This window comes from Planomicrobium sp. YIM 101495, assembly GCF_009707665.1.
GTDB lineage: Bacteria > Bacillota > Bacilli > Bacillales_A > Planococcaceae > Planococcus.
Window position 1 is genome coordinate 710,037 of the sequence record NZ_WLZW01000001.1, and the last position, 22,785, is coordinate 732,821.

Consider the following 22,785-nt stretch of genomic DNA (forward strand, 5'->3'; position numbering starts at 1 on the left):
CAAAAGAGGGAAAGCAAACGGATTGCTCCACATGCTTTCCCTCTTTTTTATTCATTTTGATAGATTTCTTTATAAGCAATGACTTTCAGCGCTAGTAACTCTTCCTCGGTCAAGGTTCCTTCAAGCTTGCTGATCATCTCATCGATTGATGCATTGCCGCTCTCCAGTTCACTTTGCATTTGGGCAAGTTCTGTAACGCCGACCTTCTTAATTAACAGCCGTGCTGCGTCCCCTTTCGTCTTTACCACTAAGTCCGCACCTTCTGCTTCAGCTTTTTTCGCTTCCTCTACATATCCTGCCAATTGAGGATTTTGTTCGATATATGTTTTCGCTTGAGTTAGCTCCCTTTCCCCGACGAACTCTTCCGTCGCTTTCGCGGCAACTTGCTCAGCGGCATAATCCACTGCGAAATAATAAATTGCGCAACCGGCCGCTCCTACAATCGCAAGCACGACCAAGAGCCGTAATATCCATTTCATGCTCATCCCTCCACTTCTCTCTGATTTTACAGGATGCATTGGGTTGTGGGAAGTTTCATGCAACAAGCGATAGTAGTTAAAACACGAAAAAACCGCCCGAGCCCCAAAGCCCCAGCGGTTATTTTGATTAGTACATTTTCAGATATTGTTCACGTTCCCAAGGATGTACACTTGTTCTGATTGTGTGCGATGGATATTTAACAATCTTTATCCATTTTCGACTGCGTTGTACTGCGGCTTTCACCCTTCTTCTATATATAAAGGTTTGTGTTTGTATTTGGGCATTGGGGTAATTTTGGGGGCAATTAAAAGTCTGTTGTGGGGCAATACAAATCTACGTGTTACGGTTGGGATTAAATATGAAGAAACCCGCCAGCTTTTTTGTGCTGACGGGTTCTCTTGTATCAATGTTTATTTTTCAATTTCTCAATCAGATCTGCAACTTCCTGTTTCCGATCTGCTGTTTCTTTTTCAAGCTTTAGGATGTGGTAGCCAGATTCGTCTTTGCTGATCTGGACGATCGTTCCCTCTGTCAAAGAAACGGTTACTTCATTTTCCGGAATCAGCAATTGATTCTCTTCAGCACCTTTTTCTACGAATACATAGAAGCTGTCATCCAACCGATCAAGTGTGTATCTTTTCATTACGCTTCGCACGCCCATCCGTCTTTGTCGCGGTCATGTTTCGATTGATATGCTGGATGACCTTGCTTAACTCCGATTGGATAATACTTGCGCATCTCAGTACAGTTTTTGAAGCTCGTTGGAGCCCCTGGAATGACATACAAACCAGAGCCAAAGTCAGGTGCAGGCGGTTTCGGTGTCGGTTTTGGTGTCGGTTTTGGTGCAGGAGCCGGCTTCGGCGTTTCAATTACCATTTGTTTTGCTGTCGTGCTGTGTGAATTTCCATCAGTCGTTACCGTAATGTCTCCAGCAAGAGCTGTCGAGTAAACTTTCGATTTGACGTTATTCAAACGCGTCAAGACTTCTTTATGCGGGTGGCCATAGGAATTGTCTTTTCCATAAGAAAGGACTGTGCCTGCTGGGCGCACTGCATTGATGAACGTTGCAGACGAGCTTGTATTCGAACCATGATGGCCGGCTTTCAGGTACGTAGATTTCACTTCGTACTTTGTCGTCATCGCGTTTTCAATTGATGTTCCTGCGTCACCAGTCAGCAGGAAGCTCACTTTTCCGTACTTCGCTCTCAATACAAGAGACGCGTCGTTATTATCACTTGCATTCGGCGCAGCGTTCAGCACTTGCACATCCATGACATTGTCGAATGCCAGATTCTGGCCGGCTTTCGGCACTTCAAATGGAATGTTCTTCGCATCAATCAATTGAAGCAATTCGAGATACGTATCAGTAGTATGCGCTTTTCCAGAATCGATGAATTTCCCAACTGAGAAATTATTCAGCACAGAAATCAATCCGCCGATGTGATCGGCATCCGGATGCGTTGCAACGACGACATCCAATTTCGTCACGCCTTTCGATTTAAGGAAGGAAACGACTTTCGCCCCCTGGCTTTTCGTACCTCCATCAATCAGCATGTTCTTACCGTTGCCGGATTGAATCAGGATCGAGTCGCCCTGTCCAACATTGATGAAGTGAACTTTTGCTTGTTTGTTGCCAGTTTCCTGGATAACCAATGCACGTGCAAGGAATGCAGTCAGTTGGCCTTTTGTAAGCTTATCATTAGGCTTATATGTCCCGTCTAGGTTTCCAACGGTAATGTTAGCCGCTACAATGCGTTTGATGTATGGATATGCAGCCATGTTCGGGCTGATGTCCTTAAACGTTTTTGAAGATTCTTGCGTCAGGTTAAATGCGCGAGAAAGAAAAATCGCCATTTGCCCACGGGTTACAATTTCTTTCGGCTTATAGGATCCATCCGGATAACCCGAGATAATGCCTGCCTGGACAGCTGAGTTGATGTAGCCAGACCATGGCGAGCTTGCATTCACGTCTTTAAATTTAGTGTTTGTCGGTTTCCCGTCCAATCCTAGTGACTTTGCGATCATGACCGCTGCTTCTTCGCGCGTGATCAGTTTGTTTACCCCAAAGTGCGTATGCTTGCCAACTACCCCATTTTCTAGCAAGTACGTCACATCATCGTAGAAACGATGACTGTTTGGCACATCGCTATAGACAGCCGCTTCTACATTTTTCAGTGGCATCAGAGAAAATACCAAGATGGCAGCCAGTGCTAACAGGACTATTTTCTTCAACTTCTCTCCCCATTCCCTAAGTTTTTTGTCTTCATGGTCAATAATATATCCATGCGCTAGGAATGTCCATACAAATTATGATAAAATAAGGAAGTAAACTAATCGAAGAGACATCGGGTATTAACTCCTACAAAAATATGCACTCCGCTATTAAAATTCATCTTCAAAATTTCTGCTGATTGCAGTTATTTGCAGAGTGAGGCATAGCATTAAATTACGGTTCAAAAAGCTATTATAGTGTGGTTTCCAAATTCTTGTTATAATTACGAAAACAAATATGTGAAGGAGATTCTCTGATATGTGGAAAGAAAATCCTAGTATTTTGTCCGATTGGCCTGAAGAAGTGGAATATGTTTTAGCAATTGACGAGAACGGTACAACGGACTTAAAAGGCGTTATTCACTCTCCTAACGACCTGCTTCAATGGTTCACGATATCAGGAATCCTTTTTAATAGGAGTGAATTTATTGCTAGCCGTGACGCATTTGTAAAATTGAAACAAAAATACTGGAAAAATGGTCTTTTTAAAAATGACAGGGTTGTTTTTCATTCTAGAGATATTAGAAAAAAGATTGGCCCTTTTAATCCAAAGATTATTAATTACACTGAGTTTCTTGAAGAACTAAACTTTCTTTTGTCAGATTTAGATTACAAAATATATACATCTTCAATTGATAAATTTGCTCATACCAGACAATATATCTCCCCTTATCCAGTGTATGAATTGTGCTTAGAGTTTGTTATCGAACGCTTCTGTCGGGAACTTAATAAAAGCGGAGCAAAAGGGATTATTGTAATGGAGTCAAGAGGTAAAAAGGAGAATAAAATTCTACTTGAGACCGCTGTTAAACTAATTGAAAACGGAAACAAGTATCATGATCCGCCATTCTTTGAGAGTATTCATAGTATAAACTTTAATCCTAAAAGAACTTTTGATAGAAAAATGTCATTCTTCCATTTAGAGATTGCCGATTTAGTCTCTTATCCTATACATCAGTACGTAAGATATCGAATAAAGGAGAATGAATACCTTAATATCGAAAACAAAATATATAATTATCCTGGTCATATGGGATATGGGATGAAGATATTTCCCAAACCATAAATTTATGAAGGAAGTGGATCATTTGTCTGAACAGATTCTAAAAGCTAAACAAAGTAAATCTCAAAGCATCAACAGTTGGGTTAGAGATAAAGAGCGCCTATCACATGATTTTATCGAAGACTCAATAAACATTAAGTCTAAGCAAATAAATATTGGAGATATATATACTTGTGAGATTGGCGAAAATATTGGTGAAGAGCAATGTAATTCCCGGCCAGTGTTAGTAGTTTCCAAGACTTTTTATAATAACCACTCTTCAAATGTCACTGTAGTTCCATTAAGTAAAACGATATTGACTAAAGTGGTAATCAAAAATGGTAAAAGAAGAACCTCTTTAAAGGTTAGAACACACTTTAAGTTGAAAAAGACCGATTTTCCATTCCTTGATGCAGACTCAGCTGTAAAGTGTGAACAGATTAGAAGTATTAGTAAATCTAGATTATCTGTAAAAAAAGGTACGATTGACACAGATACTTTAAAAAAAGTTCAAACTCGGCTTAAGGACTTGCTTGACCTATAAAGATTAATGTTTTAAAATAATACTTAGTTCGATATTTTGCCTATCTAGTCATAGGCACTTTGCGCGAGAAATTGGTTTGAGGCTATCTCAAACGCATGCTCGATGGCATGTTGTTATTGCGCTTTTTCTTAGGACCCTCAGGGTCCTTTTTTATTTCCATTTTTTACTTTCCATTCCACGTAAAACCATTACAGCCACTTCCGCTCGGGTTGCTTGCCGATTGGGATAAGTCCCGTCTGTGATGCCGACTTCAACAGCTTCACCGAATTCTTTTTGCAAAGATGCAGACGGCTTTGCATGCTTATCATCTTTCTCCACTGGCTTCTCCTCCTTCTTTGGTTCTTCTTTTTTACCGCCACTGTGGACGAGCTTGCCGGATTCGTCATAGACGTTAAGGCCGGCATCATCCGCAGCCTTCTTCGCAATCGCGAAGCTCATGAACGCGCCGACTTGTGACTTCGCATCTGTCCAAGACTTCCGGACGCGGTAGAATTTCTCTCCGCCGGACGATGCTGTTTCCGCCTGCCCCTTCTGCAACCCGAGATATTCAGCAATCCCTTGAGCGATCGCCACACCTTGCACCATCAATTTTGCATCGTTCCGCATGGCCTTGATGTCGATATTCGAATCCATGAAGCCGCCCTCGGTCAAGATGGCCGAACCTTTAAACTCCCGCACCATATGGAGGTTGCCGCCCTTGATGCCGCGATTGCCGAGCCCCATCGCTTGGACAATTTTCGGATGCACTCTATCGGCCAGTGCTTTTGATTTAGGATTCCGCGAGACAGGTGTATAAGTGAATGTTTCCACACCGCCATGATTGCCCCATCTTCCGGTCATCGCGTTATGATGAACGCTGACCAGTACATCTGCTTTAAACGCATTGGCGCGATCGGTGCGTGTTTTCAAAGGTACGTCAGTTCTGCCTGTCGGATCGTCCAGCCGGAGCACTTCCACATTGCTGTAAGTATTCAACTCAGCAATGGCTGCCCGAACGACCTTATCATTGAACGACCATTCCCGCTCTCCTGCAGGCGTGCGCTTGCCAGCTGTATTCATGCCATGACCGGCATCGATAGCTACTTTTTTGACCACACTGCTCACTCCTTCGTCATATTTCGACAAACCATATTGTTCAATCACTTTAATCAATTTTTCAGGATAGGCCGGATCCGTTGCGTAGCCTGCAGCAAATACAGCCTGCGCTGCCTTCCGGTAATCCGTTTCATCGATCACTGCTGCATACCGGTTATGCTTCTCCCAATCGAGCCCATGCGTGTATTTATGAAGCAAATCTTCCACACATTCAGCGTACGATGGATACCTGCGAAATTCTGAGACAGCTGAATACCATCCCCGATCGGCGCTCCATTCCTTCGAATCTTTTGCGTAGACTTCGCCGCTCCAGCCGCTGCCCTTCTTGATGCCAAACAGATTATTGGCTTTGACAGCTAGCTCTGATGTTCCAGAAGCAGATTCGAGAATTCCTTGTGCAAGCAAAAGAGAAGGCAGCACGCCGGCCGCCTTCCCATATTTCTGCGCAATAGGCGCGAGTCGATCAATAAAGCTTGTCATTTTTCTTCACGTTCGGCGCCGGTTTCTTATAATCTAGCCCTCGACGGCTATCGCTAAGACCTTCCGTAATCGGATCCGAAACAAGGCCCAGAAACACGAGGATGCTGAGTACAGTATTAAAAAGGGCTTCCGCCTGTTCTGTAAAAGCGTCGCTGATTCCATAACCAAACATACCAAGAATTTGCTGCACAAATAAAAACACCAAAGAAAAAAGCCCGACCAGGAATGGCCCGTGCTGTAGTCGTACTTTCCAGTTAACCTTCATCTTTCGTTTCCTCCTTCTTTGCCACCTGGTGCTGTAGCATTTTGTTTTCCTCGATCAGCTTAAATTTGTCCACTTTGTCGAGCGTCTTGTCACGAATAACCATCTGTTCCTTTCCCGCCGGATCTTTGTTCAATTTCTCGAGCGCGTTGTACAACATCGGCGGAATCGGCACGCCCAGCTGTGCAGCATTCTCCAAAATCGACAATCCTTCATTGACCAGGAAGAAGCTTGTCACGCCGAGGATGATCCAACCGCCGGTGTCTTGACCAATCTGAATGAAGAAATACTCGACCGCTGCAGTCAACGCCAAGATGATGAACACCGCGAACTTTTTGATCAACCCTGCCATGCCGAGTGTGGAATTTAGAGACTTTGTGACATACGCCCTCAACAATCCCGTGATCATATCCAAAAACATTGCAAAAACCAAGATGACGGTGACCTCGTTAACGACTCCCGCCAAGTACGCGCCGAAGCTCGTGACGGCTGCCATTAACCCTTTCACCGCACCTACCTCCCATCTGAGCATATGACTCCTCCTTCATATTCTCACGCCCCCTTATGTGATTTTCTCTCTAGTTGGTAATGTAAAAAAAGAGCGCCCATATGGACACTCTCTAAACCAGCGTTTTCCATTCTCCATTTTCTTTGATGAGCGATTCGACAATCGGACGTGGCTCACCGTCTATCATCACGAATCCCTCCACAGGCTCTTTCCAAGCGCCGTCTACTTTAATCTGTGGAAAAGGTGCGTAACGTTCCCCGCGTACGTACCAGTAACTTCCCTGGCGACCATCAATCGGATAGGCACCTTCATCTGCGATGACTTCGTCCACATATGTTCCGCGAGAATAGTTTGTTTGCACCTCGTATATTTCTCCAACGGCGCTTGTCCCGCTTCTGCGCAGCTTTAGGAGCGTTTGCCCTGACGAGATACCTCCCGGCGGGTTTATTACTTCATCTTCATTCGACCCAGCTCTGTAACGATCCTCTCCTGTTGTCGGAACGGAAGTGTGGTTGCCCGAGACAGTGAACATTCCTGTGAGAGGATTTAAAGTGTAGCTTTCATACCCTCTTGTGGAAAGCATACTACCGAGAATGCCAGCATCTTTCACAAATTCCTCTGAATAATTCGTCCTCGCTAAATACCGCTGATAAACATACTTAGCCATCCACACTCACCTCACTCATATCGGAAATACACCGACCCGTCTTCTAATCCCGCTGGCGGTGCGCCTGTGCCAGTCAGAATACGTCGGTGTCGATCTGTTTCCGCTAAATGGTTTTCGATTGCACTAATCCAGAATAATGCTTCCGCAAGCTCAGCTTGGACGGTGCTGTCGAATTCGGTTTCGGTACGGAACACGATGTCTTCTGCCTCTGGTTTGTCAGACAGGTCGGCATAGGAGCCGCTGAACAATGCCTTCCCCGCTTCTTTATCGACTTTTCCCGCCAGCTGATTAATGATATTCGTGGCAAAATCCGGATCGTTGTTGAGGGCTGCTGCAATCTCGTAAAGCGTGTCCAACGCTTCGGGTGAACCGTCCACCATTTCCGCTAGTTTTGTGACGGTATACTGCCGAGCTGTGGATAGTGCCGCGTCCGCTTTTGCCTGTGATCCGTCTGGTGTTTCCTTCGCATCCAGTTCACCCTGCAGCCCGTCCACATCCGCAATGTGATGACGATGATCGTCGAAGTACGGATCGGATGGGTACGTCGCGAGCAATGAAGCGACGTCCGCCTGTAGATATTCCGGAACACGAGCAGGATCGAAGTCTTGGTAATAAATAAAATCCGCATAGATTTTGACTAGCGGATTTGGCTTGGTTTCTGTTGCCATTCATTTTTCCTCCTTTCGAGAATAGAAAAAAGAGCACCTAAAAGGCACCCTTTAAACTTCCACATATGTTCTTCCATTGTCATGCGATTCCAAATGATAACGTGGACCTAACTCCAAGAAAATGCGACCTTGTGGATCGATCTCAAATCCATAACTCTTGTAATAACCGAGTTGTCTTTGATTTTGATCAGGTGATTGAAATTTTCTCTTTCCATAAATTTTTGAAATGTCTCGTTTGTAACATTCGTCAATGGCGATTGTCATTAGGGCCGTTCCGTAGCCTTTGCCGAATGGTGGTTTCCCTTTTGGCGAGTGACCGTCTCCTTCTAGGACACCAACATCACCAATCATTAGGGCGTCTTTCTCAAATACACCGGTCAGATAGGAAGAATAAATACCGTACCCGTCCGTGTAAAACAACTCAATTCGTAGCGTGTCACCCGTTGAGCGATTCTGATTCATTAAAATCCACTCTGCATATTTCGTAGAAGCGAGTTTCAGATCGGTGCCTTTCGCGAACCTTAACAATTTCTTCCGTTTAAGGTATGCGGTCAAGCGTGAATCAAATTTCGGTTTTCTCATTCCCATCCCCCTTTGTGTGTCTAAAAAGGTTTATTCGACAGGTGGAAGGGAATTCCTCTTTTGGGAATAAGAATTTTAATCATTAGCATCTGAATTGCTAGTTATAAAATTTTGCAGAATTTCTAAATCCTTTAGCTGTAAATCCATGGATCTTTCTATCATTGTAAAGGTAGATAATAATCGCTCTATAACAATAGTAGAACACAAATACGATAAAATCATTCGAACCTTGCTAATAAAATCAAGATTTTTGAACTTGATACCCTCGGGTAAAGTACCATGAAATTCTTTTAAACTTTTCTTAGACAATGGAGATTTGAGGTAATCTAATTCTCGTTCACCCATTTGAAAGTTTAAATTATGAGCATACGAGTTCCTGATGTCATTAAGCTTAGTTAAAGAAGCATATGCATCTTTTTCCACCAATCCAAGTGCATAGACAAGTTGTAGTTTTTCTGATAGATACTTTAATTTTAATGCTTCAGGATTTACCATTACCTTTTCAATAATTTTATAAAGTTCTTGTTCTATAAACATATGCGCTTTCAGAATGATTATTAATAAATTATCATGTTCAGTTTCGAGTAAAAAATCATCTCTTACCTTAATAAATTCTTTAAACATCTCTTCTTTTTGCTTCTCGCTTAATTCTTTATCCATTATTATCTCGCATCCCTTCCTTTTAAATATACTACAAGGGATAAAGAGAAAATAATACTAATATTCTTTATAATTCAAATTGAGAAAACTGAAAAGCAAAGGATTTAAAAAATTTTAGGTATTCTTTAACCATTCATCTAATTAGAAAAGAATTTGAAATTTTATTCCTCTACCTCCTCCATAAACTCCCCCTCAATCACCCGCGCAAACGCCGGCGAATCAATATCATAGGTCTCCACCTCCGGATTGCCGTCGAGATCCACGAGCGTTCGTGCGAATTTGTCATGGCACATGGCTTTTGTGCCGTTGATGGACGTGCGCCAGTTCGATGTATCAAAGCCGACTGATTGCCAGTATGCGATTGTTGCGATGCAAAATTTCATAAGTTCCAGCGCTCCTTTTCGAGTTGGTAGTTGTGCGCGACTTCTTCGGGTGTTAGGGCACGGTTGTAGACGCGGGACGTATACAAGACTCCTGAAAATAAATAACCAGTTCCCGTATGCCTAGACCAGTTCCCGAGGCCGATATACCCACCCTGTACCAACTTATGCTCTTTACTAGATATATATATACCATTGATATATAAATGAAAACTGTCGCCATCATAAGTCACTACTATATGGTACTTCTTGTCGAAATCCACACTATCTCCCGAGAAATATAGGTGAGTGTATGCACCCACCCCATCTCCCGCAGAGACGACAACTCTTCCTCTTCGGATTGTGACCGCAAAACCCGTAGAAGGTTGCAGTATATTCAAGGAGCTTAATGGTGCACCCCATTCAGATGTATCTGATTTCAAAGATGTGGTTTCATAAGTGCAAACAACCGAAGGAGATAAGTTTATATTTCCTTTATCATCCACCCCATCAAAAACCAAAGCCATTTTAAATCCCCCACCTCTCTTTTTCCATTTCGAAATTATGCTGGATTTCTTGTTCGGTTAGTGCGCGGTTGTAAATGCGCGCAGAAGAGATGCGCCCTGCGAAAACTTGTGCGGCAGGATTCATCGCTCCAATAATTAAATTAACCCTTGAATAATTTAAACGCCCTGGAGCATCTCGGATGAAATCTGCTTTCGCATTTATAAATAGAGATAGGGTTTGCGAAGCGAAATCAAACGTTGCTACAACATGATATTGTGTGTTCTTTTTGAGGTTCCGCACACTGAAGTTGTTAGGTGACGCCAGTCCCCCTATGTTTACATTAAGTCTGTCGTCACTCCATAGGGCAAGACTGAAAAATGACCAGTTTTTATCAATAAGTCTCTGCCAAGTGCTGATTGAGCCCGTAGTAAAAGTAAGTTCTAAAGACATGCTTTGAATGTTCTCCAGTGTTGGCGGATTCCCTATAAAGACCAAATCATCCACGCCGTCAAAGTTTACCCCCCCCGAATTTCCATAACCTTCCACATACCCACTACCTTCTTCGAAAGCGAAATTCACCAGTTCCCCGTGATTGCCGTTGCCGCTTAAGTCCTCCGCCACCGCACGCTGGGCATCGCTGTTTGTTCTGCCCATGAAGTCGTACCACAGAACCAAGCCGTCCATTACAGGTGACGGATGAATAATATCCCCGCCTTGATAAGCACGAGCGATTTTATTCTCGCCGATATAAGCGTCTTTGATTTTCATGCACTCACCCCCTCACCCAGTACAGAATTGAGTCGTCTTTTTCTGGAATGGCGTCGTATTCTGCGAGTGTGCCTGTCCACAGACGGATTTGCCCGACGCCATTTTCATTATGGTCGCTCATGGCTTGTCGGACGAATTGGTCGGTTTCTGCGACGGATGACGCGATATCCGGAAGGAATTCTTCCTGGATGTATGCCATTTGTACAGCCACCGTGCCTATCTGTTGCAGTTGATCCGCACTCTGCTGCTGGGCGATATTCCCCTGTTCCGTCGCAAATTCTCCCGCCTCATTCGCCCCGTCCCGCGCCTGTTCTGTTTGCGGAATCAATTCTTCCACAGACGAGCGCACCATTTCCGTCGCTTCCCGCTCTTCCGATGTCGCCAATCGTTCCGCTTCTGTATTCTGCCGGACAGTTTCGGTTTCTTCCTTCGTCTGATTCGCTAAATATGCCGCTGAATCCGCATCATCTGCCGCACCGTCTGCACGAGTAGCTGCTGCATTCGCACCATCCCGCGCGGTATTCGCTTCCGTAACCGCTGTTGACATCTCGTCGAGCGCCACCTTCTTATCTGCTTGCAAATCTGCAAGCGCCCCGTTAACAGCGCCAGTCAATTCTTCCCGAGCCTTAATAGCCGCCAGTGTCGCTGCTTCGGCTTCTGCCATGATTTCCGGACCTCGCACAAGTACCTGTTCAATCAGTGAACCTTCACGCTCCGACGGCACGTATTCGCCTGTTAAATCCTTGTCGACCTCGTATCTAAATTGCGCTGACGTGTTACGACCGTCCACAGAATAGAGCTGGACAGCTGCACGCACACTGCCTGTTAGGAGTGTTTCATCTGTGCCGAGGTGGAACATGACTCCATTCGTCCCTTCCACACGCTCGCCTAATACATAAAAACTCTTGCGGTCCGGTCGCTCACTTGTCATCGTGATCGTCGGGAAATTGTCTAGCAGTCCCTGATCGCTCCTCCCGTCATCGGTTACGCGGACAAGAAAAAACGTCGCCGTGTCGCCTTGTGTGACGGTCGGGACGTAATACTGAGTTTCCTGCTTTAAGTCCACCTCAATGATATGTGGCACTGGTTTAGTTATCATTATGAGACCTCCTTTCGTTATTCGGGTTTAATCGCGCCGAACCCTGTAATCCGTTGCGTTGCATAAGATCCGATTAGCGCTCCAGCGAATGCGACAAACTCCCCGCGCGAACCATTAAACTGGCTTGTGGCGCTGGTGAGTTCCTCGTTATCCTCCGCCTGTACAACCACTTTCGTGCCCGTGTTTAAATACACGTCAAACAGATTATCCGTTGCATCTTCCGGCAAGACTGGCGCAACCATTGCGATATTCCCTTTTCTCTCCATGATTTTCGGTCCAATGTTGATAAATTGAGCACTCGGGTTCGCGAATGTACTTTTCAGCATGTCGATGTCCACGTCTTTTATTGTCCAAATAACCCCGTCTTGTGTGTAAATTTTAAAATCCATCAGTTTTCCTCCTTAAATAAATTGCAGTCTACGGCGTGTACCGTTGCCGTCATACACATTCAAAAAGTTTCCATCGATTCCAAGCGCCAGCCGTTGATTCAGCGACGTTCCCGTGAGCACAGGCATGTCGTTCCCGAAAGACGGATGACGAGCTTCGAGAAGTCCGCCCGCAATGATGTAAGATGCAGATAAGGTGATGCTGTCCCCTTGCGAATAGACAGTCGCTCGGCCGTTATTAAAGCTCAAGCCTTTTAGCTGGCCATTATTCGCTCGACCAAACTCAACTCGATCCGCAACTCGGACGATCCCTTCCAGCTCTATTTTGGTAGCACTGATCAACGCACCCGCAGGAGCCAACTCAATCCGGTTGATGATGTTCGCGCCTGTGTAGTCGGTATAGCTCACTTTTTGCGTAAGCGTGCCCGATACAGCATCCAAGTCTTGCTCCACTGTTGTAATCTTGGTTCCGAGCGCGGTAACGGTAGTGTTTTCCGCCTTCGAACTGATACGCCCCGACAAGATGTTGAAGTTTGCCGTAGCTGTATTTTGGACTTTTCCGACTTCCGCGTCTGTATAACTTTTTGTCGTTTGAACAGCCGTAGTAACTTGACCAGCAAGAATGTCGAAATTTGTTGAAGCTTCTTCTCTGACCTCTCCGAGTTTTTCGTCGGTGTAAGTTTTATTTGCAAGAACCTCTCCGCGAATACCATCCGCTTCAACGATCCAGGAAGCATAGGCTTCCACGATTTCACCATCTAATCGCTCCGCTTCTTGGGTGATGCGCTCGTTCGTCTGTTCAAACTTGGTTTGGTTCTGCTTGTCGTTTTCGTCGATTTTTACTTTTTGTTCAATTAAAATATCCTGCAGCGTTTTCTGTTTGGCATTCCCGAGAGTGATCGATTTCGTGACCCACTTGCCGTTTCTGATGATAGTTTTTTTAGCGTAGATGCGAGTTTTGAATTTCAATTCCATGCCCTCGTATATCAGCCAAACACGCTCTCCAAGATCTCTATCCTTTAGTTCAAGCGCATCAAGCTCATAAGAAATGTCCGGATAATCTTGTAGCTCACGTTTAATGCGCTCAGTCAGGGACGCAGGGATCGTGTACCGCTCGTCTCGTACCGGTTCCGCTTCACGGTTTTGTGTGCCGTAAATATCCGCGAGAGGAGAAACGTAGGTGACTTTTAATCCATTCGCACCGTAACCCGTAATCCACGTACGGAGGTTGCTAGCATCCACACTTTTCGAGAGAGCTCTGATATTGTGCTTGTAGCGATACTGAGTGTCGTGGTCGCCACCGATTTGTTTGGAAAAATGCACGCGATTCCCGGGCATGATTTTGAATTCACACTCGAAGGCTGCACACAAGTCCTGAACCAGCTTAATAACATTCCCTTCGCCATAATTCGGAATCAACGCGGATCCGATCACGTCGCTTGAGAACACCCATCCCGTGCCAGTGAAAACGTGACTCGCAAACTGCTGGAGGGTTCGAGTGCCGCCGTAAATTCCTTCGCGTCTGTGCCCGATCAAGTCGTAGAATGTTGACAGGGCTGTAACGGTCTTCTTTCTTGGTGTTTCTTTGAGTTGCTTAATCCGGAAGTCATAGCCGTTGGCGGAAATGATGGCTTCTTCTTCTATTAAAGAGTGCCCCGGATTATTGGCATGAAAAAAAGAAGTAAAAGAAACCGTAAAAGTCCCGTTCACTTCTTCATTAATTTCGGCATCTTGAAAATTATTAATTCGTTCTTTCTGTCCGTTATTCGTGACTGTTAGCACATATCTTCATCCTCCTCACACGAAATAGAAGCGCGTGGATATCGACAATACAAAATCTCCAGTTGCTCCACTAATCTTAATTTCGTTGTTTCCGGGAGCGAAACTAATCATTTCTTGGTTTGTATTTCCGAACACCGATAGCCCGTTCTTCAGGGATTGGACACCGACCAATCTCAATTCATCATTCGCGACGGTGTTACCGTTGTATCTCCAAACATCTCCAGTAGTGAGGTTCGTGATGGTGAGCGATCTTGACGCGCCACGAAAAACAATTTCCGTTTCGTTCTGGGATCTCATGTCTATTGCTTCCGTTCCTGGATTCTTGAAAATGAAAGAATCGGTGTCAAAGTTCCGGGTGAATTTAGACACGGTTTCGGCAAACGGCGAAAAGGCGACTAGTTGAATGTCAGCAGTGCCAAAGCGAGAAACGCGTTGAAGATCAAATTCTCCGCTACATTTTACTTTCCACCGCTTTCCTGCTGCATTCTTATCCATTAAGTAAAACGGCTCCCTGCTACGGAATATTTTAAAGATCAAATCACGTTTGCGGACAAGATCCTCTGTGTTGATTCCCTGGACTTTCAGTCGACATATTAGTGTGCGCGGAAGGATGGTCGTCTCTAAGTCGTGGTAGCCGTCCTGCCCATCCGCTTCGAACGTTTCGTAAGCATATGCAGGGGAAGATACTATGAAGTCCAAGACCCTCAGACCATTTTTCTCTAAATCGTAGAATTCTCCGTTTAACCTCTTTATTGTCAGCAAAACTAACCCCCCTTTACAATGGACTGGATAGACATTTTCCCCGCCTGGTCCATACCAACCGCATCGCTCATCGCTCGCCCCATCTCCTGACTGTCCACCATTATCACGTTTTCGATAACGAGCTTGTCGCCAGTTCTCGGTTTCGGACTTGCTGCTTCCGTGGCATACTGCCGATCATTTCGGTATGGGGTAGCCGATTTTGCGTTTCTGACCATGCTTCCGGTTCCCAGCGCGACTTCGGGAGTTGCCCATACGTCCATTCCTGATGAGAGGGAATTCAAAGCTTCGTAAACAGCTTTCGCGTTTTCGTCGATTCCTAGTGCGATACCTGCCGGAATCATTTTCCCAATGTCGTCCCGCATCAAGCGAGATGGCGAATGAATGTCGAGAGCCGACTTAATGGTTGACTGGATGCTGTTTGCGATACGTTTGGCTGTCGACATCAAAGATGATTCATTGGCCAGCATACCCTTTTCCAAGCCCTTAATAGCGTCGAGGCCAACCTGATGCATGCTATCAAACTCTTTTTTTGTTCCAAGGACTATTTTTTTAATTGCGTCCGTCCATTCTCGGTTTACGACTTCAAGTTCTTTCTGTGATTCATAATTCAATTTTTTGATTTGTTGAGTAATGTCATCTTTTAGCGGCTCTAATTCCCTACTGGCTTGGCTTCTAGCGAGTCTAAACCTTGTTTCATATAAACTAGAGAACTCCTGCAATTCACTATTTGAGAGAGAGTTCAAAGCCTTTAATTCAGCAAGAGATTTCGGACCAAGCGCCTGCAGCTCTTCAAACAGCGCATCGTTATCAATACGAGTCCCTAAACTCGAAATGACTGCCGTATACTGCGTGAGTGCGGTTACTTGAGACCGCAAGTTATCAATCAGCTTCTGCCCGGACACCTCTTCTTTCTCCGCGTATTCATCCAATAAACCGACGAAGTTCACAAGACTGCTCACACGGTTAGAATATGCCTGGTTATACTCATCGTTTAATTTCTGAGTATCGTCGACGAGTTTCTTGTCAATCTCGACAATGCGCTTCGTATAATCCTCATTCGTCTTCTCCATCTCGGACCGCATCTGCTTGACTACACTCTGGTGGTTCTGCAAAGCTTTTTCATATTCTTCGCTTCCAACTTTGGACGCGCGTTTCATCTCATTCCAGAAATGTCCTTCTTCTTTCAAATTCATTTTCCCTGCTGCTGTTTTATCTTTGACATATTTCTCAGCGATTTGGATGAGGAGTTTACTGCTTTCTTGAGCAATCTTCTCCCGTTCCTGTGCCATCTTCTCCTCAATCGTGACAATTTTCTTGTTTGCGTCTTCAGTTATTCTGCGAATTCTAACCGTTTCATCCTTAGTCAAAGCACGCTTTGCTTTGGATGCCTTTGCCTGGATCGAGCTGATGTCTTCTTTTGATCGCTTTTCAATCGTCTTGATTTCCGTGTTATGTTTGGCAGTGTCGTCTCTGACATCTTTGTTCATCTGTTTGATGATGCCGGCAATTGTGTCCGCCATTTTCTTCGATGTCGCGTTTACTGCCGACTGCTTGTCTTTCAGCCCTAGGTTGACCCCTTCACCTGTCTCGTTCCCGATTTTCCGAGTAACGCGAGAAGGTGAATGGATTTGAAGCGCCGACCTCATTGTTCTAGCCACACTGTTAGCCAAGGCTCTCGCTGTAGACAAGACCGCACCCTGCCCTGCGCGTAATCCGGAGTTCATGCCCGACATCGCTTCCCGACCAATTTGACTGAACTGCGCGGGAGTGTTGTTGAAAGGACTCAGCAGGTCTTTTGATAACGTCTTCATGACGCTGACTTGTTGCGGTGCTCCAGTTTTCAAGCGTTCGAGCATCTGGCTCATGGATTTCTGAGCAATCCCCGGGAGTTTATCGAGTGACTTTTCAATTTTTTTGATTTCTGCATCATAATCTCGAGCCAACTTCTTCATCGTCTCGATTTGCAGACGACCGCTTTCTTTCAACTTATCTAGCACATTTTTCATGGCTTTTTGTGTGACTACTGGCAATTTATCAAGAGATTTCTCAATCTGCTTGATGGCATCGTCGTAGTTCCGGGTAATATCGCCAAAGTTTTTGCTTGATTCATTTTGGACAGATTGGAACATTTTTTGAATCGCTTGGATGACCTTCGCCGTCCCATCATTAATGCCGAGAGCAAGACCGTCTGTGACATCTCCACCGATTGCCTTGAATACACGGGAAGGACTATGACTGTCTAATGCAGCCTTTGCGGCCTTCGTCGTTTCGTCAGCCATTTTCTTGGAAGAATTCGTCGCGTCTTTGATGCCTTCGTCGATACCGCTCGCAAATCCGGACGTTACATCACCGCCAATGCCAGGAAAATCTGCTGCGGCAATATCTGATTTAAGCGAGCTTTCCATCCCTACAACCAAGTGACCGACCGCATCCAACACACCGGAGTCTTCGATGCCGAGCGACTTGCTAAGCGCGTCTGTGGCCACGTCACCGCCCTCAGAGAACGCCGTGCTGAGTCGTTCCAATTCCGCATCGGAAGCATTGACAAGTGCGTTGACGTGTCCGGCCGATTCCGGACCAGCAGCTCTCAGTGTTTCGAGCAGCCCTTCATCTACGCCTCGTTCGGCGAGCGTCGCGATGTTTTCGGCCCATTCGCCGATGATCCGCTGGTTCTCTTCGAGATTTGCGGTCATTTCGCTGACGGACAGTTCCGATTTGTCAGTCAGCGTATCAAACATATCAGTCGCCGCAGCGGCGTAGTCTTCCCAGGAAGATTTCATCGATTCAACCGTCGTTTTTTGCGTTTCAGACAATTCATCGAGCATCAACTTCTGACGACCGACATCCTGTTCCGCTGCCGCTGCGACCGCTGCAGAAGACTCGATGATTTGCTGGTCAATGGCTACGCGCTCTTCGCCGGCCAGTTTATTGGCTTCTTTGAGCGAGTCTTCTTGGAGTTGCAGTTCTTCAAGTGCTGTTTTGTGTTCTTTACTTTTCACGGTGCCGTCTTCTAACTTCTGGCCCCATTCTTCTCGGAGCAAATTGATTTCTTCGAGTTGCTTCTGAATTTCAATCTGCTCTTTCATGACTTCAGTTAAGCGCTCCTGCGCCGCGTGAAGTTTTTCTTCTTCCATCATGAGGTTAACCCGGTTCTGGATTTGTTCGGAAGACGCACTCAGAGCGTTTGCTTCCTCGCCGTATGCAAGGTTGAGTCCATCCACATTCTGGTTAAGCTGTTCGATGTAGCCGGCCAACTCTTTCTTTTCTTCACCCGTCAGTTTTTCCTTAGCGGCAAGTTCTTCCGCTCTTGCTGCAAGCTCTGAATAGGCCTGTGCGTTCGTTTCGATATGCCCCTGGTTCTTTTCGTAAGCTAGCGCATTGTCTTCCACAGAGGTCTTGAGGTTATCTGTGGCGGTCGCGAGTTCTTCTGTTTTCGCACCCATCCGCTCGCCCTCTTCGGTCGCTGCGTTGAACCATTTTACAATGCCGACCACGCCGGCAACAAGAAGACCCACAGCTGTGATAATCAACCCGACAGGCCCCAACAAGAAACGAATTGCCGCCCCAAACGCATAGCTCGCTGTGGTTGCCACGATCGTCGCAGCCGTTTTCAGGGATATGGTTCCTGTCAATACCCCAATCGCAAATGTGCTGAGCGTAATCGCACTGGTCTGCGCGACTGTGGCTGCAGCGCCCGCCCGGTCAACGGTGGTTGCCGTGATCTGTGCCGCGACTCTTGCATTCGTAGCGAGTGTAAGTGCCATTGTTGTTGCTCGAGCCGCTGCAATAGCTGTATTCGCCGCTGTGATGGCCGCCTGCGCTTTCGAAATGACTGTATAGGCCGCGTATGCCGCGACGAGCCCGATGATGGCCGGGGTCAATGCCTGGACAACTGGTATCGCCGCTTGAACGGCCGACACGAATACAATGACGACTGGTGCAGCTCCTTCGATGACCGAGCCCATAAATTTAAAGGCAGATCCGACTACAACTTTCAAGCTGTCCAGGTTTTGAGCAATGTTTTTTCCGGTTGTTGCCTGCGCCAGTCGGTCGAATGAGCCAATAATGTTCGCAATCCCGACCGTTACGGCGTTCTTCAAGTTTCCGAGAGACGTTGCAATACCCGCACTACCGGATGCTGCCATATCAGCGAACCCGCCTACTCCCTCGTTCAATTCGATTAATTTTGCGTTGAAATCACTGAATACGATATCACCGCTTTTCAAAGCCGCGTAGAGATCGTTTTGCGCCGAAGCTCCTGTGAATCCAAACTCTTTAGCGGTCTCTTTGAGCGCGTAGCCCATCGTCTCCTGCAAGGTACGCCAGGACATGATATCCACAGAACCTTTTGAGAGCATTTGGACGTACTGTGTGAGCCCTCGTTCTGCATCCCCTGCACTGGCCCCAGATGCCAGGAAAGCGTTATTCAGCGCTAACGCGGTATCTGTTGCCATGTCCAGGTCACCGGTCAATACCGCTATCCTTTGCGTACTGGACACGATGCCATCGAGTGTTGTCGGCAAGCCTTGAATACCGTCTGATAGTTTATTGATGGACTTCTGTGCCGATTCACTGCTAAAACCCATCCGTTCCATAACGGTCGGGAAAGCGTTCAGCGTATCAAACCGCGAGATTGCCCCACCAATTGCAGATTTCAGGACGTCCATTGCCTTGGCTGCGATTGCTACAAGACCGAGAGACGTGGCTAAATTTTTGAATCCTGTGGTTGATTTCTCCACTCCCTGCCCCGCCTGAACTGCTGATGTTTCCAATTTCTTTAAGTCGTCACCGGCGCGGACAACCGTCCTGGAGTCAACTTCTACGTCAATACGAATACTTCCATCTGATGCCATTATTCTTCCACCTCCTCGCCTAGTGAGTAGGCTCTCTGCAGTTCACGCATAGTCTGTTTCGTTTCTTCGGAATCCCCTTTAGAAGGTTCCCATAGACGTATTTGGATAATGCGCTGCATTACGGTGTCACTCGGCAACCCGTTCAATAATGCCTTGAACTCATGCCAGTGTAACTTCCCCTGCTCTTTGTACAAATTTATGTTATAAGCCTGTTGAAACGAGGCGAAAATGTAGTCTGCGTCTTTATCAAAATCAATCACCTGCTGCTGCTCTTTTTGGACAGGCAGCGGATTTCCTTTTCGGTCCACTTCAATCGTATGCTTTTCATCGCTGTGGATGAACGTTTCGTAGATGTGATTCCATAGAGGAAAAATTAATTCCTGGCTGTTGGGTTCTTCAAGCAACAAAGATAAACAAACTTCCACGCGTTCGAAATCCCTAAGTGATTCATCCTCCAGCACATCGAATGCATCCAAAACATTGTCAAATGCTAAATCAATGGCGTATACTTTGCCACCGAATTCAAATTCCGTAACCAGTGGATCATTTAAGCGCATAGCCCCGACCTACTTCTTTTTAACTTTTTTGTTCAGGTATTCCGCTTTCTTTGATTCGGTTAGTTTCGTGCGCTCGACCTCTAGTTCGACGATTCGCTCGCTGATGGCCGTGCCTACCAATTCCAGTGTCTGTTCGAGAGCCATAACATCCGGATAAGCTTTATAAACCTTCTTGAACGTACCGTCACCGAAAATGATGTCGTATTGTGCCGCAATAAACTCTTTGTTGACGTCGAACGCCGCATCCACCGTTTTGATGTCCACTTTTTCATAATCAACATCATCCGGAAAATGAATGTGCTTCGCCTTTTCCTGTGCTTCCTTCAATTTTTCCTGTGCAATCGCATCCAAGTCGAAGAATCGTCTTAGATTCTCCAGTGAGCTGTCAAACCACAATTCGATAGAACCCAGTTTCACCGGAAAACCAGTGCGTTTTATGTCAATAATCAAATCTTTTCCCATGCTCATCCTCCTCAATACAAATAAAAAGATGCCCTGAATGAATCAAGGCATCTCACTCATATAAACTTCTCTTACTACTCAGCCTTCAGGCAAAACTGTCTCTTTCGGAATGCTGTCGAAACGGATGTTGCAGCTGAATGTTTCGTAGGCGCTTGCATCTCCTGCGCCAGCTACAATAGCCGTAACCGTTGCTCGGCCTACCCACTCTTTGCGACCGTCAGCAGATACCACACGGTGCCAAACTTTCCGGCCTTCCCCAACTTTGTATTTCAAGCTGGCAATCAGCTCCTGTGCCGGATCTTCCGGATCATAATAACCTTCTGGCGTGTAAGCGCCTGCCACAGAAGTAACCGTGGTTTCCGGTGTACCATCCCCGTCGTAAAACGCTTCATCTTCCGTTGCTTCTTGTGTATCGTCCCCGATTGTAGAGATTTGGTGAGCCAATTCTAGCCATTCCTCGCCCGGCTCCGTCTCTCCTGGTGTGTAAGGTTGTAGAAAATGTCCTCGTAATGCGTTCTTCGATTTAGCCATTCTTTTTTTCCTCCTTGAGTACTGTAATATTTGCTTGCACATTCAATAAAAAAACGAACCAGTCTTGATCATCGATTTGATTGATAAAAGGCTTGCTCGTGATGACGATTCCCTCAAATTGAAAGCTGTTGTTCTGACTTTCGATTTTCTCCAGTTGTTCAAGCTCGTTCTGAATCATCCACAATGCGCTATTGATTTTATTGCTGGACTTCGACTTCATGGCGATCTCATAATTCAGCTGCTGATCCTTCGTGCCGTCCATGTACTCGATTACGGTTCGCGAGCCGGGTAAAGGGTATAGAACCAAAGATTCCGCAACACCGAGATAGCCAAGCACACAAGTGGCAGGGAGTCCTGGTATTTCATTTATTTTGCCTTGCAATCTTTGCATAAAATCCATTACCAATCTGCCCCCTTCACAAATGCGTCAATCCAACTACTCATGAACATGCGTTTCGCTTTGATGTCCCAGCGTGGACCAGTGCCGGGCGTCGTGTAATTCCGCATGTACATGTAAAACATTCTGGCCGCATACGGCGAAGAATAGATGATAGAAGATCCATCACTGGAGATATGCGATTCCATTCGCAAAATCCCTTCACGCATCGGGACGAAGGGGTTCATATCCATGATGGCCTGATTCGCCATTGCGTAACGGCCTCGGTTGATCTTCGCTTGGCTCAGCTTCGCCTTTGCCGGTTCCAAGTTGATTCTCACCTGTGCCATCAGATCACCTCTATTTCAACTGAATAGAGAGTAGAACTGAAGGCTTCGTGGACTGGTACGACTTTCGTGACCGTGTGTTCAATGCCATCGAATACCAAGACGGATTGCGGTTTGAATCTCGGCACAGGAGACGTGATCCCTGCGTAGCAAAAGACAAGCGCGTTATAGATCAGTTGCTTCCCCGTGGACGTCGTTGAGTATTCAGCACCGCGGTCAATGCGGCAACGGTTAATAATTACAGGCTTGGCGTATTCAGCTTCTGACCAGTCGTTCAGGCCCACATACTCTTTATAAATAAACGAATCGACACAGAACGCAGCTGGCGGTTTAGGGGTTACCATGTACTCACCCCACTAAACGTCAAACCCGTTCCTTCAAGAAACATGAACACTTCTTCCGCCACAAGCGACTTGCTCTCGTTTTCTCCTGCCGGATTGAAGCGACTTGCGTTTGATACCCTTGTCCGACCGGCCGAGAAGCTCTGTGGTGAGCTGTTGATCCCTTCGAAGGTAGTGGTGCCCAACGCGTTGAAGTATTCAATCTGACTGCTCAACGCAAGTTTAAACTGTTTTACACGCCACGGGTTGTCCAGTGACATCGGATATCTGACATAAAACTGACTGGTCACATTGTCCAGGACCGCCGAAGCTTTCGGCAGCAACTTGATGAACTCCCCTTCAGAAAGCTCATCGCTTGTAAGCCTCTGAAACTCTTCATACGTTAGATAAGGCATG

At 46.0% G+C, this 22,785-nt stretch carries 27 protein-coding genes; 2 read left to right on the forward strand and 25 right to left on the reverse strand.

All coding sequences use genetic code 11. From position 1 onward, the window contains the following. Positions 1–47: 47 nt before the first annotated feature. From GIW82_RS03640 to GIW82_RS03650, 3 genes are all read right to left on the reverse strand, one after another. Entirely contained in the window at positions 48–479 is a 432-nt protein-coding gene (locus tag GIW82_RS03640; RefSeq protein WP_154748531.1) for a hypothetical protein, read from the reverse strand. Positions 480–883: 404 nt separating this feature from the next. Further along, a complete protein-coding gene (locus tag GIW82_RS03645; protein ID WP_195913931.1) occupies positions 884–1,123 on the reverse strand; it encodes a DUF3006 family protein in 240 nt (79 codons plus the stop codon). Continuing rightward, the gene (locus GIW82_RS03650; protein ID WP_154748533.1) at positions 1,123–2,712 is read right to left on the reverse strand and encodes an S-layer homology domain-containing protein; all 1,590 of its coding nucleotides are present in this window, start codon (positions 2,710–2,712) and stop codon (positions 1,123–1,125) included. Before GIW82_RS03650 ends, GIW82_RS03645 begins: the two co-directional genes overlap by 1 nt. Before the next feature lie 298 nt (positions 2,713–3,010). On the opposite strand from GIW82_RS03650, the gene GIW82_RS03655 reads away from it, so the two are divergent. Then, the gene (locus GIW82_RS03655) at positions 3,011–3,817 is read left to right on the forward strand and encodes a DUF3800 domain-containing protein (protein ID WP_154748534.1); all 807 of its coding nucleotides are present in this window, start codon (positions 3,011–3,013) and stop codon (positions 3,815–3,817) included. 22 nt (positions 3,818–3,839) lie between these two features. Then, on the forward strand, positions 3,840–4,337 hold the full coding sequence (locus GIW82_RS03660; protein WP_195913932.1) for a type II toxin-antitoxin system PemK/MazF family toxin: 498 nt from the start codon (positions 3,840–3,842) through the stop codon (positions 4,335–4,337). Between the two features lie 150 nt (positions 4,338–4,487). On the opposite strand, the gene GIW82_RS03665 is transcribed toward GIW82_RS03660, so the two are convergent. The 22 genes from GIW82_RS03665 to GIW82_RS03770 all read right to left on the reverse strand — a co-directional run bounded on the left by GIW82_RS03665 (position 4,488) and on the right by GIW82_RS03770 (position 22,784). Beyond that, positions 4,488–5,912 carry a glucosaminidase domain-containing protein gene (locus tag GIW82_RS03665; RefSeq protein ID WP_154748536.1) on the reverse strand — a complete coding sequence of 475 codons (1,425 nt, stop codon included), beginning with the start codon at positions 5,910–5,912 and terminating at the stop codon, positions 4,488–4,490. Next, positions 5,896–6,177 (reverse strand): phage holin, encoded by a 282-nt coding sequence (locus GIW82_RS03670; protein ID WP_154748537.1) that lies wholly within the window; start codon positions 6,175–6,177, stop codon positions 5,896–5,898. Before GIW82_RS03670 ends, GIW82_RS03665 begins: the two co-directional genes overlap by 17 nt. Continuing rightward, positions 6,167–6,706, reverse strand: coding sequence for a phage holin family protein (locus tag GIW82_RS03675; protein ID WP_154748538.1), 540 nt, complete (start codon positions 6,704–6,706; stop codon positions 6,167–6,169). The genes GIW82_RS03670 and GIW82_RS03675 overlap by 11 nt, the downstream gene beginning before the upstream one ends. Positions 6,707–6,794: 88 nt before the next feature. Further along, entirely contained in the window at positions 6,795–7,349 is a 555-nt protein-coding gene (locus tag GIW82_RS03680) for a hypothetical protein (RefSeq protein ID WP_154748539.1), read from the reverse strand. Positions 7,350–7,360: 11 nt separating this feature from the next. Then, positions 7,361–8,017, reverse strand: coding sequence for a hypothetical protein (locus tag GIW82_RS03685; RefSeq protein ID WP_154748540.1), 657 nt, complete (start codon positions 8,015–8,017; stop codon positions 7,361–7,363). Positions 8,018–8,068: 51 nt separating this feature from the next. Further along, positions 8,069–8,599 carry a GNAT family N-acetyltransferase gene (locus GIW82_RS03690; protein ID WP_154748541.1) on the reverse strand — a complete coding sequence of 177 codons (531 nt, stop codon included), beginning with the start codon at positions 8,597–8,599 and terminating at the stop codon, positions 8,069–8,071. A 75-nt stretch (positions 8,600–8,674) separates the two neighbouring features. Further along, positions 8,675–9,259: a hypothetical protein gene (locus GIW82_RS03695; RefSeq protein WP_154748542.1), complete on the reverse strand. Its 585-nt coding sequence runs from the start codon at positions 9,257–9,259 to the stop codon at positions 8,675–8,677. Positions 9,260–9,420: 161 nt separating this feature from the next. Further along, positions 9,421–9,642 carry a hypothetical protein gene (locus tag GIW82_RS03700; RefSeq protein WP_154748543.1) on the reverse strand — a complete coding sequence of 74 codons (222 nt, stop codon included), beginning with the start codon at positions 9,640–9,642 and terminating at the stop codon, positions 9,421–9,423. Beyond that, positions 9,639–10,145 (reverse strand): LamG-like jellyroll fold domain-containing protein, encoded by a 507-nt coding sequence (locus GIW82_RS03705; RefSeq protein WP_154748544.1) that lies wholly within the window; start codon positions 10,143–10,145, stop codon positions 9,639–9,641. Before GIW82_RS03705 ends, GIW82_RS03700 begins: the two co-directional genes overlap by 4 nt. 1 nt (position 10,146) lies before the next feature. Then, the gene (locus tag GIW82_RS03710; RefSeq protein WP_154748545.1) at positions 10,147–10,893 is read right to left on the reverse strand and encodes a LamG domain-containing protein; all 747 of its coding nucleotides are present in this window, start codon (positions 10,891–10,893) and stop codon (positions 10,147–10,149) included. A gap of 4 nt (positions 10,894–10,897) precedes the next feature. After that, positions 10,898–11,992, reverse strand: coding sequence for a phage upper tail fiber protein (locus GIW82_RS03715; protein WP_154748546.1), 1,095 nt, complete (start codon positions 11,990–11,992; stop codon positions 10,898–10,900). Positions 11,993–12,009: 17 nt separating this feature from the next. Beyond that, positions 12,010–12,381 carry a hypothetical protein gene (locus tag GIW82_RS03720; RefSeq protein WP_154748547.1) on the reverse strand — a complete coding sequence of 124 codons (372 nt, stop codon included), beginning with the start codon at positions 12,379–12,381 and terminating at the stop codon, positions 12,010–12,012. 12 nt (positions 12,382–12,393) lie between these two features. Beyond that, the gene (locus GIW82_RS03725; protein WP_154748548.1) at positions 12,394–14,160 is read right to left on the reverse strand and encodes a phage tail protein; all 1,767 of its coding nucleotides are present in this window, start codon (positions 14,158–14,160) and stop codon (positions 12,394–12,396) included. Positions 14,161–14,175: 15 nt separating this feature from the next. Then, positions 14,176–14,922 carry a phage tail domain-containing protein gene (locus GIW82_RS03730; protein ID WP_154748549.1) on the reverse strand — a complete coding sequence of 249 codons (747 nt, stop codon included), beginning with the start codon at positions 14,920–14,922 and terminating at the stop codon, positions 14,176–14,178. Positions 14,923–14,924: 2 nt separating this feature from the next. Continuing rightward, positions 14,925–19,775 carry a tape measure protein gene (locus GIW82_RS03735; protein ID WP_154748550.1) on the reverse strand — a complete coding sequence of 1,617 codons (4,851 nt, stop codon included), beginning with the start codon at positions 19,773–19,775 and terminating at the stop codon, positions 14,925–14,927. Continuing rightward, a complete protein-coding gene (locus tag GIW82_RS03740; RefSeq protein ID WP_154748551.1) occupies positions 19,775–20,332 on the reverse strand; it encodes a Gp15 family bacteriophage protein in 558 nt (185 codons plus the stop codon). The genes GIW82_RS03735 and GIW82_RS03740 overlap by 1 nt, the downstream gene beginning before the upstream one ends. A 9-nt stretch (positions 20,333–20,341) precedes the next feature. Next, complete coding sequence (locus tag GIW82_RS03745) at positions 20,342–20,794, reverse strand: hypothetical protein (protein ID WP_154748552.1); 453 nt, start codon at positions 20,792–20,794, stop codon at positions 20,342–20,344. Positions 20,795–20,872: 78 nt separating this feature from the next. Next, positions 20,873–21,325, reverse strand: coding sequence for a phage tail tube protein (locus GIW82_RS03750; protein WP_195913933.1), 453 nt, complete (start codon positions 21,323–21,325; stop codon positions 20,873–20,875). After that, positions 21,318–21,725: a phage tail terminator protein gene (locus GIW82_RS03755; RefSeq protein WP_154748554.1), complete on the reverse strand. Its 408-nt coding sequence runs from the start codon at positions 21,723–21,725 to the stop codon at positions 21,318–21,320. Before GIW82_RS03755 ends, GIW82_RS03750 begins: the two co-directional genes overlap by 8 nt. Then, positions 21,725–22,051, reverse strand: coding sequence for a minor capsid protein (locus GIW82_RS03760; protein ID WP_154748555.1), 327 nt, complete (start codon positions 22,049–22,051; stop codon positions 21,725–21,727). Before GIW82_RS03760 ends, GIW82_RS03755 begins: the two co-directional genes overlap by 1 nt. Next, a complete protein-coding gene (locus GIW82_RS03765; RefSeq protein WP_154748556.1) occupies positions 22,051–22,392 on the reverse strand; it encodes a putative minor capsid protein in 342 nt (113 codons plus the stop codon). Before GIW82_RS03765 ends, GIW82_RS03760 begins: the two co-directional genes overlap by 1 nt. Continuing rightward, positions 22,386–22,784 (reverse strand): head-tail connector protein, encoded by a 399-nt coding sequence (locus GIW82_RS03770; protein ID WP_154748557.1) that lies wholly within the window; start codon positions 22,782–22,784, stop codon positions 22,386–22,388. Before GIW82_RS03770 ends, GIW82_RS03765 begins: the two co-directional genes overlap by 7 nt. Position 22,785: the final 1 nt, after the last annotated feature.

What these genes read in the sequence shown, in the direction of transcription:
- GIW82_RS03640 (WP_154748531.1), bottom strand. Translation starts at nt 479, where the DNA reads ATGAAATGGATATTACGGCTCTTGGTCGTGCTTGCGATTGTAGGAGCG.
- GIW82_RS03645 (WP_195913931.1), bottom strand. Translation starts at nt 1,123, where the DNA reads ATGAAAAGATACACACTTGATCGGTTGGATGACAGCTTCTATGTATTC.
- GIW82_RS03655 (WP_154748534.1), top strand. Translation starts at nt 3,011, where the DNA reads ATGTGGAAAGAAAATCCTAGTATTTTGTCCGATTGGCCTGAAGAAGTG.
- GIW82_RS03665 (WP_154748536.1), bottom strand. Translation starts at nt 5,912, where the DNA reads ATGACAAGCTTTATTGATCGACTCGCGCCTATTGCGCAGAAATATGGG.
- GIW82_RS03670 (WP_154748537.1), bottom strand. Translation starts at nt 6,177, where the DNA reads ATGAAGGTTAACTGGAAAGTACGACTACAGCACGGGCCATTCCTGGTC.
- GIW82_RS03675 (WP_154748538.1), bottom strand. Translation starts at nt 6,706, where the DNA reads ATGCTCAGATGGGAGGTAGGTGCGGTGAAAGGGTTAATGGCAGCCGTC.
- GIW82_RS03680 (WP_154748539.1), bottom strand. Translation starts at nt 7,349, where the DNA reads ATGGCTAAGTATGTTTATCAGCGGTATTTAGCGAGGACGAATTATTCA.
- GIW82_RS03685 (WP_154748540.1), bottom strand. Translation starts at nt 8,017, where the DNA reads ATGGCAACAGAAACCAAGCCAAATCCGCTAGTCAAAATCTATGCGGAT.
- GIW82_RS03690 (WP_154748541.1), bottom strand. Translation starts at nt 8,599, where the DNA reads ATGAGAAAACCGAAATTTGATTCACGCTTGACCGCATACCTTAAACGG.
- GIW82_RS03695 (WP_154748542.1), bottom strand. Translation starts at nt 9,259, where the DNA reads ATGGATAAAGAATTAAGCGAGAAGCAAAAAGAAGAGATGTTTAAAGAA.
- GIW82_RS03700 (WP_154748543.1), bottom strand. Translation starts at nt 9,642, where the DNA reads ATGAAATTTTGCATCGCAACAATCGCATACTGGCAATCAGTCGGCTTT.
- GIW82_RS03705 (WP_154748544.1), bottom strand. Translation starts at nt 10,145, where the DNA reads ATGGCTTTGGTTTTTGATGGGGTGGATGATAAAGGAAATATAAACTTA.
- GIW82_RS03710 (WP_154748545.1), bottom strand. Translation starts at nt 10,893, where the DNA reads ATGAAAATCAAAGACGCTTATATCGGCGAGAATAAAATCGCTCGTGCT.
- GIW82_RS03715 (WP_154748546.1), bottom strand. Translation starts at nt 11,992, where the DNA reads ATGATAACTAAACCAGTGCCACATATCATTGAGGTGGACTTAAAGCAG.
- GIW82_RS03720 (WP_154748547.1), bottom strand. Translation starts at nt 12,381, where the DNA reads ATGGATTTTAAAATTTACACACAAGACGGGGTTATTTGGACAATAAAA.
- GIW82_RS03735 (WP_154748550.1), bottom strand. Translation starts at nt 19,775, where the DNA reads ATGGCATCAGATGGAAGTATTCGTATTGACGTAGAAGTTGACTCCAGG.
- GIW82_RS03740 (WP_154748551.1), bottom strand. Translation starts at nt 20,332, where the DNA reads ATGCGCTTAAATGATCCACTGGTTACGGAATTTGAATTCGGTGGCAAA.
- GIW82_RS03745 (WP_154748552.1), bottom strand. Translation starts at nt 20,794, where the DNA reads ATGGGAAAAGATTTGATTATTGACATAAAACGCACTGGTTTTCCGGTG.
- GIW82_RS03750 (WP_195913933.1), bottom strand. Translation starts at nt 21,325, where the DNA reads ATGGCTAAATCGAAGAACGCATTACGAGGACATTTTCTACAACCTTAC.
- GIW82_RS03755 (WP_154748554.1), bottom strand. Translation starts at nt 21,725, where the DNA reads ATGGATTTTATGCAAAGATTGCAAGGCAAAATAAATGAAATACCAGGA.
- GIW82_RS03760 (WP_154748555.1), bottom strand. Translation starts at nt 22,051, where the DNA reads ATGGCACAGGTGAGAATCAACTTGGAACCGGCAAAGGCGAAGCTGAGC.
- GIW82_RS03765 (WP_154748556.1), bottom strand. Translation starts at nt 22,392, where the DNA reads ATGGTAACCCCTAAACCGCCAGCTGCGTTCTGTGTCGATTCGTTTATT.
- GIW82_RS03770 (WP_154748557.1), bottom strand. Translation starts at nt 22,784, where the DNA reads ATGCCTTATCTAACGTATGAAGAGTTTCAGAGGCTTACAAGCGATGAG.